Source organism: Gemmatimonadaceae bacterium (genome assembly GCA_030647905.1).
In the GTDB taxonomy this organism is placed as follows: Bacteria; Gemmatimonadota; Gemmatimonadetes; order Gemmatimonadales; family Gemmatimonadaceae; genus UBA4720.
Genome location: JAUSJA010000033.1, coordinates 109,773 through 125,495, shown reverse-complemented (window position 1 = coordinate 125,495; position 15,723 = coordinate 109,773). Strand labels below are relative to the sequence as shown.

Below are 15,723 nucleotides of genomic sequence, written 5' to 3'. Positions count from 1 at the left end.
CGGCGCGTGATTGGAATGTCGCGCAAGACCAGACGATGACGGCAGAGGCAAACGCAGCGATATGATGCGCACATGGGAACCCCCGGCGAACGGAAGGCGCTGCTCTTCCTCAGCGCCGTCATCGTACTCGGCGGAAGCGTGCGGGTCGCGCGAGCGATCGGTGGAGAGGCGCACGCCGATCCCGCGGCGAAGGCGGCGATCGAGCGTCAGATAGACGCGGTGGATTCCGCTCGCAAGCATGGCCGGAAGAAGGGGAAGGGAAGGAAGTCGAAGAAACCCGAGGTCGTCGTCCCCGCGGTCATTGACCTCGACATCGCCACCGCGGAGCAGATCGAGACGCTGCGGGGCATCGGGCCGGCCATGGCGCGCAGGATCGTCGCCGATCGCGACAGCCTCGGTCCGTTCGGCAGCCTGAACGAGCTGCAACGTGTGAAAGGCATCGGTCCCAGGCTCTCCTTGAAGATCGACTCCAGCGTGACCTTTTCGCTCCTTCCACGTCCTTCAAGCACAGAATCTTTGCGGTCTTCCCGTCACGCCAAGGGCCGACGGAAACCGCGTCGGGGGGAGACAGAGAATTGACCGCACCTGCCGTAATCTCCGAGCGCATCGGGGATATGCTCGTACGTGAAGGACTCATCACGCGCGAACAGCTCAACCATGCTCTTCAGGAACAGACCGAAAACGGTACTCGCGTAGGCTACAACCTCGTCAAGCTCGGGTACGTGAAGGAAACCGACATGACGAGAATGCTTGCCCGACAGTATCGCATGCCGGCGGTAGACCTCTCCAACTTCGAGGTCGACCCGCGCATCGCGCGCCTGATTCCGGCCGAGATGGCGATCAAGCACCTCGTGCTCCCCCTCAAGCGCGACGGCCGCACGCTCACCGTCGCCATGGTGGACCCCACCGGCACGAGCGTCCTCGAAGATCTCAAGTTCATCACCCGGTGCGACATCTTCCCCGTCATCGCCGGCGAGTATACGCTCCGAAACTCCATCGAGCGGTACTACGAGTCGAACGAAGTCCAGATGGAGTCGCTCCTCAAGGATATCGCGAAGTTCGGCGATACCGAAGTGGAGCTGGTCGAGCAGATTGACGAGGAGATGTCGGCGGCGGCGCTCTCGATCGCCGTTCAGGACGCACCCGTCGTCAAGCTCATCAACGCCCTCCTCACGGATGCCGTCGCGCGAGGCGCGTCGGACATTCACTTCGAATGCTTCGAGCACGAGCTCCGCGTCCGCTATCGCATTGACGGCGTGCTGCAGGAAATCATGAAACCGCCGCTCAAGCTGCGGTCGGCGCTCATCTCGCGCTTCAAGATCATGGCGAGCCTCAACATCTCGGAGCGCCGCGTACCGCAGGACGGGCGCATCAAGCTCAAGATCCTGAACCGCGTGATTGACTACCGTGTCTCGACCCTTCCGACTCTGTTCGGCGAAAAGGTCGTGCTGCGAATTCTCGACAAGGGCAATCTCAACCTCGACCTCGGCAGCTTCGGACTCGAGCCCCGCGCCGAGGGCGAGGTGTTCGACGCCATCGCCAATCCGTACGGGATGGTTCTGGTTACGGGGCCGACGGGATCCGGAAAGACGACCACGCTCTACTCCGCGCTCTCCAAGGTCAACAGCATAGACGTCAACATCATGACGGCGGAAGACCCCGTCGAGTACAACCTGTTCGGAATCAATCAGGTGCTCGTGCGCTCGGAGATCGGAATGACCTTCGCCGCCGCGCTGCGAGCGTTCCTGCGCCAGGATCCGAACATCATCATGGTGGGAGAGATCCGCGACCTCGAGACGGCGAGCATCGCCACCAAGGCGGCGCTCACCGGTCACCTCGTGCTCTCGACGCTTCACACCAATTCGGCGCCCGAGACGGTGACGCGTCTCCTCGACATGGGCATCGAGAGCTTCAACGTCGCGTCGGCTATCAACCTCATCGTCGCTCAGCGTCTCGTTCCGAAGATCTGCGTGCACTGCGCCGAGAAGTACATGCCGGAGGACGCCGAGCTGGCGATCGCCAAGGTCAACGGGCGCATGACGCTTCGCGATCTCAAGTTCAGCGACGTCGCCCTCGCTGATACCAAACCCCGCGCCACCAAGTTCGCCGCGCCGTATCTCGCCAAGGTGACGCTGGACACGCCGATCTGCGAGCTGCCCTTCTTCCGCGGACGGGGCTGTGAGTCGTGCCAGGGTGCGGGCGTGAAGGGCCGGCAGGGACTCTACGAGACAATGAACATGACGCCGGCGCTCCGTAAGCTCATCATGAAAAACGTGGGAGCGGCGGAGATCGGCGCCGCGGCGATCTCGGAGGGCATGCTGACGCTGCGCATGGACGGATGGCTCAAGGTCATCAAGGGCATCGCTTCGCTTGGTCACGTAGTCCGGGAGACGAGCATTTAGCTCCCGGCGCTGTTTACCCCGGGGTGACGATAATCGTCCTTGTTCGAGTAACCTCTGAGATTGGAGCGCCACCGAATGAGTGCCATCCTTCAGCCGGACCCGACACAAGCGAGCCCAGCGCTGGGAGCCCCGCCAGTACCACCTGTCGGCCCGGCGGCTCATGAGCCGCCCCGGCCGCCTCCGGTGATCGGGCCTGCGCCGCCGGCGATGGCCCTCAACCTGCGCACGCTCCTCGAGGAGATGGTCTCGGCCGGCGCGTCCGATCTGCACATCGTCGCCGGTGAATCCCCCAAGCTTCGCATTGACGGCGAGATCACGAGCGCCAGCACCGGCGGCGTGCTCGGCCCCAAGGACACGCTTCAGCTCGCGTACTCCGTCCTCACCGAGAACCAGAAGAAGCGGTTCGAGAACGAGGACGAGCTCGATTTCTCGTTCGGCATAGCGAGTCTCGCGCGCTTCCGCGGAAACTGCTTCAGGCAGCGCGGCTGCGTCTCGATGGTAATCCGGCAGATTCCGTTTTTGATCAAGACGTTCCAGGATCTCGGGCTTCCCCCTTCCATCGCCAGAATGGCGGAGAAGCCGCGCGGCCTGGTGCTGGTCACCGGTCCCACCGGATCCGGAAAGTCCACGACCCTCGCGGCGATGATTGACAAGATCAACCGCGAGAGAAAGGGTCACATCATCACCGTCGAAGACCCGATCGAGTTCATCCACAAGCACCAGGGATGCCTGATCAATCAGCGCGAGGTCGGCACTGACACCAAGTCGTTCGCCAACGCCCTCAAGTACGCGCTGCGTGAGGATCCGGACGTCATTCTCATCGGTGAAATGCGCGACCTGGAGACTATTCAGGCCGCGCTCACCATTGCCGAGACCGGTCACCTCGCGTTAGCGACGCTCCACACGAATTCCGCCGCCGAGGCGATCAACAGAATCATAGATGTGTTCCCGTCGCATCAGCAGTCCCAGGTGCGCACGCAGCTGTCGTTCGTGCTTGAGGGAATCGTGACGCAGACGCTCGTGCCCCGCGCGAATGGCCGCGGGCGCGCCATGGCCGCCGAAGTGCTCGTCGTGACGCCCGCGATTCGCGCGCTGATTCGCGACGACAAGGTGCATCAGATCTACTCTTCCATGCAGTCCGGCAAGAAGTTCGGAATGCAGACGCAGAACGACGCGCTGTATGCGCTCTACATGAGCAAGGACATCACGGAGGAAGCCGCGCTCCAGGTGACCTCCTCGCCTGAGGCGTTCCTGCGGATGATCGGAAAGGAGCCGGAGGCGGAGCAGAAGCCAGGTCCGCCGTCGAGGCCGCTCACCGGCGGGCTGGGCAGGCGATAGAACTGTGTCCTCCGTCCGTGCCGGCAGCCGAGAGGGGGTGCCGGTGCGGGTGGGGGACGACTCAAGGACGTAACGGAGAATCCGGATGGCGACGTTTACATATACTGCTCGGTCGTTCGCGGGCGAAATGCGGACCGCGACACTCGAGGCGGCGTCACGCGATGACGTGATCGCCCAGCTCAGGCGGCAGCGGCTGAACGTCGTCAAGATTGACGAGGCGACGCCGAAGAAGCCGAAGCGCGGCAACATCAAGATGCGGGACATCGTCATCCTGACGCGCCAGTTCTCGACGATGATCAACGCCGGTCTGCCGCTCGTACAGGCGATGACGATTCTCGCGGAACAAAGCGAGAACAAAACACTCTCGGATGTCATGCGGAAGGTCGTGTTCGACGTGGAGTCGGGAAACACCGTGGCGGATGCGCTCGGCAAGCACCCGCAGGCGTTCAGCAACCTGTACGTGAACATGGTCGCGGCTGGTGAGGCGGGCGGTATTCTCGACACCATTCTGATGCGTCTCGCGACGTTCATGGAAAAAAACGACGCGCTGATCCGGAAGGTGAAGGGCGCGATGATCTATCCGGGCGTCATCATGGCCGTGGCGGGAATCGCCGTGACCGTGCTGCTCATGTTCGTGATTCCGGTGTTCGAGAACATGTTCGCTTCCGCCGGCCTGGCGCTGCCGCTGCCGACGCGAATCGTGATGGGTGCGTCGAGGTTCCTGAAGGGCTACTGGTACATCGTGCTTGGCACGATCGGCGCCGGCGTGTTCCTGTTCAAGAGGTATGCCGCCACCTCGGACGGTCGGCTCAAGATTGACCGGCTCCTGCTGAAGGTTCCCGTGCTCGGCGACGTACTGCGCAAGTCCGCCGTGTCCCGATTCACGCGTACACTTGGAACACTGGTGAGCTCGGGCGTGAGCATTCTCGACGGCCTCGAGATTACGGCGAAGACCGCCGGCAACCGCGTGGTGCAGGATGCGATCATGGAATCGCGCGCATCCATTGCCGGTGGTGACACCATCGCCGCGCCGCTCAAGAAGTCGGGCGTGTTCCCGCCGATGGTGATCTCGATGATCTCTGTCGGAGAGCAGACCGGTGGACTCGATGAGATGCTTTCGAAGATCGCCGATTTCTATGACGAAGAGGTGGATGCAGCGGTGAGCAACCTCTTGTCGCTGCTCGAGCCGGTGATGATCGTGTTCCTCGGCGTTGTGGTCGGCGGAATGGTGGTGTCCATGTACCTGCCGATCTTCGACATGATCAACGCGGTGCAGTAGACGACCCGGCACCTCAAGTTCAATACGGCACTGCCGGCACGTCGGTGCTCGCGAAATCCGAACCCTTGAACAGCAGCGGCTGCCCAAGCGCCATCGCGACACCGTAGGCGAGGCAGTCTCCATAGTTGAGAACCGGAGGCGTCCCCACTCCCTTTCCATAGCGCGCGTAGGCATCGCGCGCTGAATCCGCTGCGGCTGGTGTCATCTCGACGACGGTGATGTCCGCACGCTGAAGCAGCGCATCCAACGCCACTTCTCCGGCATTTCCTTTTCGGTTGAGCATCACGGCAGCGGCTTCGACGAGTGTGGGCGCGCCGACGAGTCTCATGTTGTCCTCCGACAGCGCTTTTGCCATCGCGGCTGCTTCAGGCTCTCCGAGCAGCAACGCCAGTATCGCCGACGTGTCGATCACCATTGTCAGCGGGGCAGTCCGGTCTCGTTGTACCCGATGATCTCTTCAGGACTCCGCAAGTCTCTGTCGGGGAGCGATGCGACGTATTCCTGAATTCGACGGATCTCCGCGACCAGACGCGGGCTCCCGGGTTTTCGGCCGACCTCGTCCAGGCGCTCTCTTATCGCAATCGTGACCGCGGTTGTGAGGCTCTCGCCAGTGACTCTCGCGAGCTCCTTGGCGAGACGATCCGTTTCAGGGTTCTTGATGCTGAAGGCCATAACCAGCTCTACGACAAGGAGATTCTAGAAATATACCTTTTTGTCTATACAATCACAACTTTGCGTTTTCCGGCTGATCGATCTCGCGACTTTTTCGCGCGTGCCGGCCGCCATCGAACGGCGTCACAAGCCACTCGTGAACGATCGCCTTCATCTCCTCGACGCTTACAATCCCGATGTCTCCCGTAAAGTCGGTAATACAAGGGAATCCCTGACAAGATCTCCCACTTATCGCCGACTGATACCATGATGCCTTAGGGGGAAATTACGGCATCCGCGGTTTTCTCGAGAGGAGGCATTTCCGCCAATGACCGCCGTCGCCGTGCCTGTTGAATCTGGGCTTCGTCCCGCTCCGACCGTCCTCAAACGGCCGGAGCATACTGTAGAAATAGTCTCCGACTCCGGAGAAGGTGCGCAGAAATGCGGCCAGATCTTCGGCGCCGTTTCCGCCAAGATGGGCAATGGGGTGTGGACGGTGGAGATAATCCCCGCCGAGATCCAGCCCCCGCCCCGGACCGCTGAAGGGGCAAGCGGCAACCGCATCCGATTCGGCACGGGCCCCGTCACCAACTGGGGCGACGAAACCAACCTCGTCATCGCCTTCAACGAACAGGTCCTCCTCGGCCGCCATCTGCTCGGCACGATGGCGGGCGACGCCATTGTTCTGCTCGAGAACTCCTGGGCCACTAACTCGAATCCCGACATCAGGGCCGCCTGGGACAAGGCGCTCGCCGAGCTCTCCGCGCAGTCGTACCGGATAATTGAAGTCCCGATGGAAGAGCAGTGCCTCACCATCGACGAGAATCCGCGGAAAGGAAAGAACATGTTCGCCCTGGGACTGCTGGCGTACATCTACGACCGCAGCCTCGAGCGGATCGAAGACCAGATCGCCTACGCGTTCCGCAAGAAATCCGAAGAGGTCTTCCAGAGAAACGTGGCGCTCATGCGGCTGGGCGTCGAATGGGCCGCCGCGAATCTCGATTTCAGGATTGACGTTCCAACTCATCCGCCGACCGAAGCCCTCGTCGTGATGAACGGCAACGAGGCGCTCGGCATGGGTGCGCTTGCGTCGGGAATGGAGCTTTGCGCGATGTATCCCATCACGCCGGCGACTTCGGTCTCCCACTATCTGGCTGAAGTCTTCACGAAGTTCGGCGGAATCCTGCATCAGGCAGAGGATGAGATCGCCGCCGTCGGTGTCGCGATCGGCGCATCATACGCCGGAAAGGTCGCGTTCACGATCACTTCCGGCCCCGGTTTCGCGCTGAAGACGGAGTTCATCGGATTGGCTGTCATGACCGAGACTCCGCTCGTCGTCATGAACGTGCAGCGCGGCGGGCCGAGCACCGGTCTGCCGACGAAGGTGGAGCAGTCGGATCTCCTCGCCGCGTTGTTCGCCGAGCCAGGCGACGCGCCGCGTGTGGTGATCGCCCCGGCGACGATCGAGGAATGCTTCCACTCCGTGATCACCGCGCGCCAGATCGCTGAAACCTTCCGCGCGGTGGTGATCATTCTCTCGGACGCGAATCTGTCGACGGGAGTTCAACCCTTCCCCCGTCCGCAGCTGAAGAAGGAGTGGCTCGCTCCCGAGCTGGACCTCGCGCCGGTAAAGGAAGGGCAACGTCCCTACGAGTGGGACGCGCGGATGGGCACCTCAACGCGCGCGATACCAGGGCAGCCTGGCGGAATGTTCACCGTGACCGGGCTCTCGCACGACGAGGGGAGTAAAGTCGCGTACGACGCAGGCGTTCATCAGCACTCGACAGCGATGCGAAGCCGCAAGCTCGCGGTCCTTCAACAAACGCTGCTCCGGCCCGCCCTCTATGGCGACCAGGACGGCGACCTTCTCGTCGTCGGCTGGGGCAGCACCAAGGGCGCTATCGAGGAAGCCGTCGACCGGGCACGCGCAGAGGGGATTCGCGCATCATCGGTGCATCTGACTTTCCTGTCGCCGCTGCAGCCGGGACTCAAGGAGATCTTCTCGCGATTCCGGAAGGTGATGACGGTCGAGATCAACTACAGCGACCAGCGCGGTGATCCATTCATCACCGAAGAGAACAGGCGGCGAGGGCAGCTCGCCATGCTTCTCCGCGCGCAGACGCTCTGCGACGTGGACTGCTGGACACGCGTGCCAGGCGAGCCGTTACGCCCGGGACTCATTCACAAGGCGATACGCGACGCGGCGCTCACGCCGGGCGGAGACCAGCCATGACTTCACACTGCGCCATCCTGCCGGTCCTCGACGACGACGATCGCGAGTTCGAGCTCGACGATTACGAAGGAGTCACGGCCCGCTGGTGCCCCGGGTGCGGAGACCATTCGGTACTCACCGCTGTCGAGAAACTTCTCGTCGCAGAGCAGCTCAAGCCGGAGCAAACGGTGTTCGTGTCGGGAATCGGATGCTCGAGCCGATTCCCTCACTATCTTAAGACATACGGCTTTCACGGACTGCACGGACGCGCGCTGCCCGTCGCCACCGGAGTGAAGCTGCATCGTCCCGATCTCGAGGTCTTCGTCGTGATGGGAGACGGCGACTGCTGCTCCATCGGCGCCGGGCACTGGATTCACGCCATTCGCTACAACATCCGCATGGTAGTGATGCTGCTGGACAACAGCATCTACGGCCTCACGAAGAAGCAGACGTCGCCCACCACGCCGCAGGGATTCAAGACCAACACTCAACCGTTCGGGAGTTTCCTCCCGGCCCTGAATCCGCTGACAACGACGCTGGGAACCACGAACGTATCTTTCGTCGCGCAGACGGCTGAGTGGGTTCCCGCGCATCTCTACGCCACACTGCGCGCGGCATATCGGCACCAGGGCTTCGCTTTCGTGCGCATTCTTCAGCGCTGTCCGTTGTTCACGCAGGGGATGTACGACGAAGCGGTGAGAAATCCTGGGATGATCGAGCTCCTGGTTCACGACGACGGCGTCGTCGCTCCCGAGCTCGACAAGATCTACAAGAATCGCGTTGCTCACGATCCCTCGGATCTCGATGCCGCGAGACGGCTCGCCGAAGACGGCGGTCACATCCGGCTCGGCCTCTTCTACAGGAACGAAGCCCGGGCGCGCTACGATCTGCTGCGGAAGCCGCCCAAGGTGACGAGCAGCGAGCGAATCGCACTCCTGAACGCGGAGCTCGACCACTATGCAGTCTGACGAACGCGTCGTGGCGGCGCTTTCCGCCGTTCGTCCGCAAATCGCGCTCTTTCGTTTCGCCGTCTCCGGCACTCTCGAGCGAGCCAGAGCCACGCTAGCTTCCGAGTCCGGCCCGAGTCAGACGCGCGTCGCACTGGGTGACTTCGCCGGCGGACGCATAGATCCCGACCGCTTCGCGATGGTTTCCGCGGGCTCGGCCCCGCTCGACGTGATCGGCCGCGCGGTCGTCGAGCGCGCCGCCGAGGCACTCGAATCTCTCCTTCGGGCGGGCGACGAGGAGTTCGTCGTGGACGTGCACCCTGGGACATCCCCCGCCGCCGCGATTCGTGCGCGCATGACGACTCTTGGCTCCGCGTTCGGAGCCGCGACTCTGGTCGAGCTGGTACGACGGCGTACCTACGATCCTGTGCAGCACGGTTTGCCCTTCAAGGAACATCCCTTCGAGAAATGGACGGCCGGCGAGCGCAAGCTCGCCCCGCCTGTTGTGGTGCGCGTCGACGGTCGTGACCTCGACGCGTTCGAGCTCGCTCCGCTCCTTGACGGCTGCGTGCGCCTCGTTCTGCTCGTAGACGAGCCGTGTCCGCCCGCGCCTCTTGCGCGCCTCGTCTCACCCGGTGTCTTCGTCGCTCAAGCCGGGGACATGAAAGTCGTCGAAAAAGTGGCTGACCTCGATGGACCGGCGGTCATCGCCGTCATGAAAGGGACCGAGGCGCGATTCGTTCACGACCCGCGCGCCGGGTCGGCGATATGGCAGCGCATCGAAGTCACTCATATGCCCGACACGCAGCCGCGAAAGTCACTTGGCACTCGGAGCGCGTGGCAGCAGCGCGACGATCTGGCTCACCTGAAAGCACTCGTCGAGCAACCCGTTCTGCCGGCGAATTCGGCTGACGCACTGATTGCGGCGATAGGGGGCGGCAACGCGGATCCTGCTGAACGGCTCACCGCCTGGCTGCTCGATCAATCCAGTCGCGCTGGCGTCGCCTGAGGGCTCATGCCTGATACGCTGCTCGCGGTTCTGATCCTCGGCGGAGTCGGGCTGGTGTTCGCGATCATGATCGCGCTCGCGCACTCGAAGCTGCACGTGTGGGAGGATCCGCGAATAGATGTGCTTGCGGCGATGCTGCCCGGCGTGAACTGCGGAGCCTGTGGTCTTCCCGGCTGCCGGGCATTCGCCGAGCAGGCTGTCGCGGGCGAGATACAGCCGGCCAAGTGCAATGTTCTCAACGATGAGGGCATCACTGCAATTGCCGATTATCTCGGCGTGTCGGCTGGTGAAGCCGACAGGCGTGTCGCGCGGCTCTTGTGCGCCGGCGGCACAAACGTGACGGTGCAGCGTGCCGAATATCGCGGACTGCAGACCTGCGCCGCGGCATCCACGGTGTCCGGCGGCGGAAAGGGCTGCACGTGGGGCTGCCTTGGCCTCGGTGACTGCGCCGTCTCGTGCGAGTTCGACGCTCTCCATATGAACGAGAACGGGCTGCCGGTCGTGGATCCCGTAAAGTGCACCGCATGCGGAGACTGTGTTGATGCATGCCCGAAGAATCTCTTCACGATTCTCCCGCTTCCGCAGCATCTGCTCGTTCAGTGCCGCAGCCTGATGGCCGGCGATGAAATACTCGCCGAGTGCTCGGTTGCGTGCACTGCGTGCGGCAAGTGCGTGCTCGATGCGCCACCGGGATTGATCAGTATTGCGTCGGGTGTGGCGGTAGTGGATTCGTCGAGCCCGCTCTCCGGTGACGAGTCGGCAACGCGACGTTGTCCCACCGGGGCAATCGTCTGGCTCGACGGACCACAGCTTACGACGTCCCAACCGAAGGAGTCACTCCTTCAGAGAGAGATAGCATGAAGCTCTGGCCGGGCAGAACCGCGGTTGCATCACCCGAGCGTCCCCGCTTCCCTGGAATCAGGGCGGCGATGGACGGAAGCGCCGCGATCGTGGCGATGGAAACCGCGGGCAGCGAAGCAGCAGGCGCGTATCCGATAACGCCGTCCACGCAGATGGGTGAGGGATGGGCCGCGGCGGTCGCGGATGGAAAGCGGAACGTCAACGGTCGGCGTCTTCTCTTCTTCGAGCCCGAAGGCGAACACGCAGCGGCCGCTGTCACGGCGGGCATGAGCATGGTGGGTCTCCGCGCGACGAACTTCTCAAGCGGCCAGGGCATCGCGTACATGCACGAGTCGCTTTACGCGGCGGTCGGCAAGCGGCTCACCTACGTGCTCAACGTCGCATGCCGTGCGATGACGAAGCACTCGCTCAACGTTCACGCTGGTCACGATGATTATCACGCGATCGACGATACTGGCTTCTTCCAGCTCTTTGCGAAGGATGTCCAGCAGAGCGCCGATTTCAATCTCATCGCGCACCGCGTCGCCGAGCTCTCGCTGAATCCCGGGATCTGCGCGCAGGATGGCTTCCTCACGAGTCACGTCATCGAGTCGCTGTATCTTCCCGAGCGGGACCTCGTTCGTGAGTTCCTCGGCGATCCAGCCGACATGATTGACGCGCCGACTGCCGCGCAGCGACTCGTCTTCGGAGCAAAGCGACGCCGGATTCCTGAGATGTTCGACCTGGATTATCCGGCGATGCTCGGTGTGGTGCAGAATCAGGAGAGCTACGCGCAGGGCGTCGCAGCGCAGCGGCCGTTCTACTTCGATCACATCGCCGATCTGTCGGATCAGGCATTCGCCGAGTTTGCCCATCTCACCGGGCGCAGCTATACACGCGCCGAAGGGTATCGTCTCGATGACGCGGAGTACGCGATCGTCGGGCAGGGATCCGTTGTGAGCAACGCCGAAGCGGTGTGTGATCATCTAAGGGACGTGCGCGGACTGCGCGTCGGCGTGATGAACCTCGCCATGTTCCGGCCGTTTCCTGCCGACCTCGTCTCGCGAATGCTGCGCGGAAAGAAAGGCGTGGTGGTACTCGAGAGGACGGATCAGCCGCTCGCGGTGGATGCGCCGCTTCTGCGCGAGCTGCGCGCCGCGATGGCGCAGGCGATGGAGAACGGACGCGTTCGCACGGCGGAGGAGCTGCCGTTCCGTAAGCTCGCCGCGCTCGAGCCCGCCGAGGTTCCGGATTTCTATTCCGGATGCTTTGGCCTGGGAAGCCGGGATCTGCAGCCTTCGGACATCATTGCCGCGGTCGAGAACATGCTGCCCGGCGGCGCGCATCGCCGACAGTTCTACCTTGGCATCGATTTCATCCGACCGGGAACGAAGCTTCCGAAGCTCCAGATATGGCAGGAGAAGCTCGAGGCTGAGTATCCGGACCTCGAGGAGCTGTCGCTCAAGAGCGCAGAAGAAGTCAACCTTCTTCCCGCCGGCTCGGTATCGCTCCGCATTCACTCCGTCGGCGGATGGGGCGCGATCACCATGGGCAAGAACGTCGCGTCCACGGTGTTCGAGCTGTTCGGGCTTCACATCAAGGCGAACCCCAAATACGGCTCGGAGAAGAAAGGCCAGCCCACGACGTTCTATGCCACGTTCGCTCCTGAGCCGATTCGACTCAACTGCGAGCTGCGCAACGTGGACGTGGTGCTCTCTCCCGATCCGAACGTGTTCCTGCACTCCAATCCGCTCGCGGGACTCGTCAAGGGCGGAGCGTTCGTCATCCAGACTGACCGGCCCCCGGAGCAGTTCTGGGATCGCGTGCCGGTATGGGCGCGACAGGAAATGCACGAGAGGGGCGTCAAGGTCTACCTGCTCGACGGATTCAAAATCGCGAGCGGGGAAGCGTCCGACACCGAGCTTCGCTACCGCATGCAGGGCGCGGCATTCATGGGTGCGTTCTTCGCGGTGTCACCGCTCGTGAAGGAAGCGGGACTCGACGAGGCGAAGCTGTTTGCGGGAATTCGCCGGCAGCTCGAGAAGAAGTTTGCGCGGCTTGGCGCCAGCGTCGTCGAGGACAACATCCGCGTGATGGACCGCGGCTTCCACGAGATGCGAGCGCTCGACTACTCGTCCCTCCCAATGCAGGGTGGCGTAGAGGCAGCGATCCCCGAAATGCCATCGCTTCTCGACGTGCCTGCGGCGCGTGATGGGTTCGGAAATCCGGGCAGGTTCTGGGAACAGGTATGCTTCCCCACCAGAGCGGGGCAAGACGGGATCGCCGATCCGTTCGCCGCGCTGAGCGCGATACCCGCCGCAACCGGCGCGGTGCGCGACATGACTGACGTCCGCATGGAAGTCCCGCTCTTCCATCCGGACAAGTGCACCGGATGCAGCCAGTGCTGGGTGCAATGTCCCGACTCGGCGATACCGGGACTCGTCACCGAGATCGACCAGCTCATAGACGTCGCGATGGGAGTGGCGGCAAACGGTAAATCCCTCGACCGCATGCGTCAGGTCTCGAAGCATCTCGTGAAGGAGACGAGGCGGCTCCTCACGACCAATGGAATGGGAAAGTTCACCGACGTTTTCTCGGCTGCTTTCGACAATGTCGTGCCGAAGCTCGGGTGGGACGATGCGCGCCGCGCGGAGCTCGCCGGCGAGTTCTCGCGAGTGAAGGATGTGCTCGCCGATTTCCCTGTCGCGAAGACGGCTCCCTTCTTCGATAATCCCGAGTCGAAGCAGCCGGGAACGGGCGCGCTTCTCTCGATAACGGTCAATCCGGAAGCATGCAAAGGCTGCAACCTGTGCGTTGCGGTATGTCCGGACGGCGCGCTGGAAAGCGTGCGGCAGGATGCCGCGATAGTCGAAACGCTGCGCAACAACTGGAAGATCTGGGAGAAACTCCCCGATACTCCGGAGCGGTTCGCGCACGTCACGAACATCGACGAGGGTGTCGGCATTCTCTCCTCGTTGCTGCTCAGTAAGGACGCGTACCGCTCGATGGTCGGAGGGGATGGAGCATGCATGGGATGCGGCGAGAAGACCGCCGTGCATCTCATCATTTCGGCGATTCACTCGCTGATGCTTCCGCGGGTCGCAGCTTACCTGGCGCGGCTCGATGACATGATTTCGCAGCTCGACACGAAGGCGCGGGCGATACTCGCGTCGGATGCCGATCTCGAGCGCGCCTCATCCACGTCAGCATCCGAGATCGCGGTGCCTCTCGCTCCCGCCAAGCGCGCGGAGCTCGAGCGCATTACGCAGACGATCCACGCTCTTCGAGATCTCAGGTGGCGCTACACCGAAGGGCCCGGCGGAAAGGGCCGCGCTCAGCTCGGCATGGCGAACAGCACGGGATGCTCGTCGGTATGGGGCAGCACCTATCCGTACAATCCGTATCCATTCCCGTGGGTGAATCACCTCTTCCAGGATTCGCCGTCCATCGCGATCGGCCTGTTCGAGGGGCAGATGCGGAAGATGTCCGACCAGTTCGTCGAGGTACGGCGCGCTGAGCTCCTGCTCGCGGACAATTACGACGTCGCGAGGGATGAGGACGAGCTTGCAAAGCTCGACTGGAAATCGTTCAGCGACGAGGAATTCGGGATGTGCCCACCGATCGTGGCGATGGGTGGCGACGGCGCAATGCTGGACATCGGATTCCAGAACCTCTCCCGCCTTCTGGCCTCGGGCAAGCCGATCCGCGTGATCGTTCTCGACACGCAGGTCTACTCCAACACCGGCGGTCAGGCGTGCACCAGCGGCTACACCGGCCAGGTGTCCGACATGGCCGCGTACGGCGAAGCGCAACACGGAAAGACCGAGGTTCGGAAAGAGATGGCGCTGATGGCCATCGCGCACCGTGGAGTGTTCGTGCATCAGTCGTCGCAGGCATCGGCGTCTCACCTCATCAGCGGCGTTCTGCGAGGGCTCAACAAGCGGCGCCCTGCAATCTTCAACATCTACACTCCGTGCCCTGTCGAGCACGGACTTGCCGACGACTGGTCCACACGCGCTGCACGGCTCGCGCTGGAGTCACGCGCGTTCCCGTTCCTCACGTACGATCCCGACGCAGGCCCGCTCGTGTCCGATGCGCTGACGCTCGACGGTAACCCCGCGCTGGACGAGCTCTGGCCGATGTATGCGCTCGAGTACGTTGACGGCGAAGGCGGGAATCAGCGCATGGACCTGCCTCTCACCATTGCCGACTGGGCGGCAACCGAGGGAAGGTTCAAACGGCATTTCCACGCGGTGCCTGCCGACAAATGGAACGACGACATGATTCCGTTCCACAGCTTCCTCGAGTTGTCTCTGTCGGATCGTGAAGGCAAGACACCATTCATCTACACACTCGCAGCGGACAAGCGGCTCAATCGCCTGGAAGTCTCGCGCGAGATCGTGATGCTGGCCGAGGAGCGGCTGCAATTCTGGGGGCAGTTGAGAGAGCTCGCCGGACTGGAGCCTTCGGCTACCGTGCGCGACCGACTCGTCTCGCAGGTCCAGGCGGAGTACGAGCAGCGCCTCGAGCAGCTCCGTGCCGATTACGAGGGGAAGATGGCCGAGCTGCGCGCGACGTATCCTGTTGCGATTGCGCGACGAATGGCGGAAGCCCTGCTCAAGGGACCGAAGGCCGCGTCAGGAATGGAGGATCTTCTCTCTCGCGTGACTGTGGCTCCGGTCGCGGAGCGTCCTGTACCAGTCGCCGCTGCAAAGCCTGTCGAAGCAGTCGCAGTGGCGGCCTCGACGGCAACCGCGACCGCTGTGCCACCTGAAGCGGAAGTCGGCCTCTCGATGGATCCATACATCGAATCCGAGCGATGCACCACCTGCAACGAGTGCACGAACCTCAACGGAAAGATGTTTGTGTACAACGCCGAGAAGCAGGCGATCATCAGGGATCCGCGGGCGGGAACGTTCCAGCAGCTGGTTGTCGCGGCCGAGCGGTGCCCGGTCGGGATCATTCACCCCGGCACGCCGCTGAACCCGAAGGAGAAGGATCTCGAGAAGTGGATCAAGCGCGCGGCGCCTTTCAGCTGAGCCGCA

Annotated in this window: 11 protein-coding genes; 9 read left to right on the top strand and 2 right to left on the bottom strand. The window is 62.8% G+C overall.

The features are described from left to right. The first annotated feature begins 72 nt into the window (after nt 1–72). The 4 genes from Q7S20_11985 to Q7S20_11970 all read left to right on the top strand — a co-directional run bounded on the left by Q7S20_11985 (nt 73) and on the right by Q7S20_11970 (nt 5,019). On the top strand, nt 73–579 hold the full coding sequence (locus Q7S20_11985; protein MDO8502552.1) for a helix-hairpin-helix domain-containing protein: 507 nt from the start codon (nt 73–75) through the stop codon (nt 577–579). Beyond that, nucleotides 576–2,402, top strand: a complete 1,827-nt coding sequence (locus Q7S20_11980; GenBank protein ID MDO8502551.1) for an ATPase, T2SS/T4P/T4SS family — start codon at nt 576–578, stop codon at nt 2,400–2,402. Before Q7S20_11985 ends, Q7S20_11980 begins: the two co-directional genes overlap by 4 nt. A gap of 183 nt (nt 2,403–2,585) precedes the next feature. Beyond that, a complete protein-coding gene (locus Q7S20_11975; GenBank protein MDO8502550.1) occupies nt 2,586–3,740 on the top strand; it encodes a type IV pilus twitching motility protein PilT in 1,155 nt (384 codons plus the stop codon). 85 nt (nt 3,741–3,825) lie between these two features. Continuing rightward, nucleotides 3,826–5,019, top strand: a complete 1,194-nt coding sequence (locus Q7S20_11970) for a type II secretion system F family protein (protein ID MDO8502549.1) — start codon at nt 3,826–3,828, stop codon at nt 5,017–5,019. A 19-nt stretch (nt 5,020–5,038) separates the two neighbouring features. Here Q7S20_11970 and Q7S20_11965 read toward each other — a convergent pair whose 3' ends face one another. After that, nucleotides 5,039–5,434: a type II toxin-antitoxin system VapC family toxin gene (locus tag Q7S20_11965; GenBank protein MDO8502548.1), complete on the bottom strand. Its 396-nt coding sequence runs from the start codon at nt 5,432–5,434 to the stop codon at nt 5,039–5,041. A 2-nt stretch (nt 5,435–5,436) separates the two neighbouring features. Continuing rightward, nucleotides 5,437–5,691, bottom strand: a complete 255-nt coding sequence (locus tag Q7S20_11960) for a type II toxin-antitoxin system VapB family antitoxin (protein MDO8502547.1) — start codon at nt 5,689–5,691, stop codon at nt 5,437–5,439. Between the two features lie 307 nt (nt 5,692–5,998). Here Q7S20_11960 and Q7S20_11955 point away from each other — a divergent pair, with 307 nt between their 5' ends. Genes Q7S20_11955 through Q7S20_11935 form a run of 5 tightly spaced genes read left to right on the top strand, consistent with a single transcriptional unit; the run spans nt 5,999 to nt 15,717 of the window. Further along, nucleotides 5,999–7,903: a 2-oxoacid:acceptor oxidoreductase subunit alpha gene (locus Q7S20_11955; protein MDO8502546.1), complete on the top strand. Its 1,905-nt coding sequence runs from the start codon at nt 5,999–6,001 to the stop codon at nt 7,901–7,903. Further along, nucleotides 7,900–8,850, top strand: a complete 951-nt coding sequence (locus tag Q7S20_11950) for a thiamine pyrophosphate-dependent enzyme (GenBank protein ID MDO8502545.1) — start codon at nt 7,900–7,902, stop codon at nt 8,848–8,850. Before Q7S20_11955 ends, Q7S20_11950 begins: the two co-directional genes overlap by 4 nt. After that, entirely contained in the window at nt 8,840–9,838 is a 999-nt protein-coding gene (locus Q7S20_11945) for a hypothetical protein (GenBank protein ID MDO8502544.1), read from the top strand. Before Q7S20_11950 ends, Q7S20_11945 begins: the two co-directional genes overlap by 11 nt. Nucleotides 9,839–9,844: 6 nt before the next feature. Then, nucleotides 9,845–10,699: an RnfABCDGE type electron transport complex subunit B gene (locus Q7S20_11940; GenBank protein MDO8502543.1), complete on the top strand. Its 855-nt coding sequence runs from the start codon at nt 9,845–9,847 to the stop codon at nt 10,697–10,699. Beyond that, nucleotides 10,696–15,717, top strand: coding sequence for a 2-oxoacid:acceptor oxidoreductase family protein (locus Q7S20_11935; GenBank protein MDO8502542.1), 5,022 nt, complete (start codon nt 10,696–10,698; stop codon nt 15,715–15,717). Before Q7S20_11940 ends, Q7S20_11935 begins: the two co-directional genes overlap by 4 nt. Nucleotides 15,718–15,723 lie beyond the last annotated feature (6 nt).

Excerpts from the sequence above, each read along its gene's own strand:
- Q7S20_11985 (MDO8502552.1), top strand. The coding sequence starts at position 73 with ATGGGAACCCCCGGCGAACGGAAGGCGCTGCTCTTCCTCAGCGCCGTC.
- Q7S20_11955 (MDO8502546.1), top strand. The coding sequence starts at position 5,999 with ATGACCGCCGTCGCCGTGCCTGTTGAATCTGGGCTTCGTCCCGCTCCG.
- Q7S20_11965 (MDO8502548.1), bottom strand. The coding sequence starts at position 5,434 with ATGGTGATCGACACGTCGGCGATACTGGCGTTGCTGCTCGGAGAGCCT.
- Q7S20_11960 (MDO8502547.1), bottom strand. The coding sequence starts at position 5,691 with ATGGCCTTCAGCATCAAGAACCCTGAAACGGATCGTCTCGCCAAGGAG.
- Q7S20_11950 (MDO8502545.1), top strand. The coding sequence starts at position 7,900 with ATGACTTCACACTGCGCCATCCTGCCGGTCCTCGACGACGACGATCGC.
- Q7S20_11945 (MDO8502544.1), top strand. The coding sequence starts at position 8,840 with ATGCAGTCTGACGAACGCGTCGTGGCGGCGCTTTCCGCCGTTCGTCCG.
- Q7S20_11935 (MDO8502542.1), top strand. The coding sequence starts at position 10,696 with ATGAAGCTCTGGCCGGGCAGAACCGCGGTTGCATCACCCGAGCGTCCC.
- Q7S20_11940 (MDO8502543.1), top strand. The coding sequence starts at position 9,845 with ATGCCTGATACGCTGCTCGCGGTTCTGATCCTCGGCGGAGTCGGGCTG.
- Q7S20_11970 (MDO8502549.1), top strand. The coding sequence starts at position 3,826 with ATGGCGACGTTTACATATACTGCTCGGTCGTTCGCGGGCGAAATGCGG.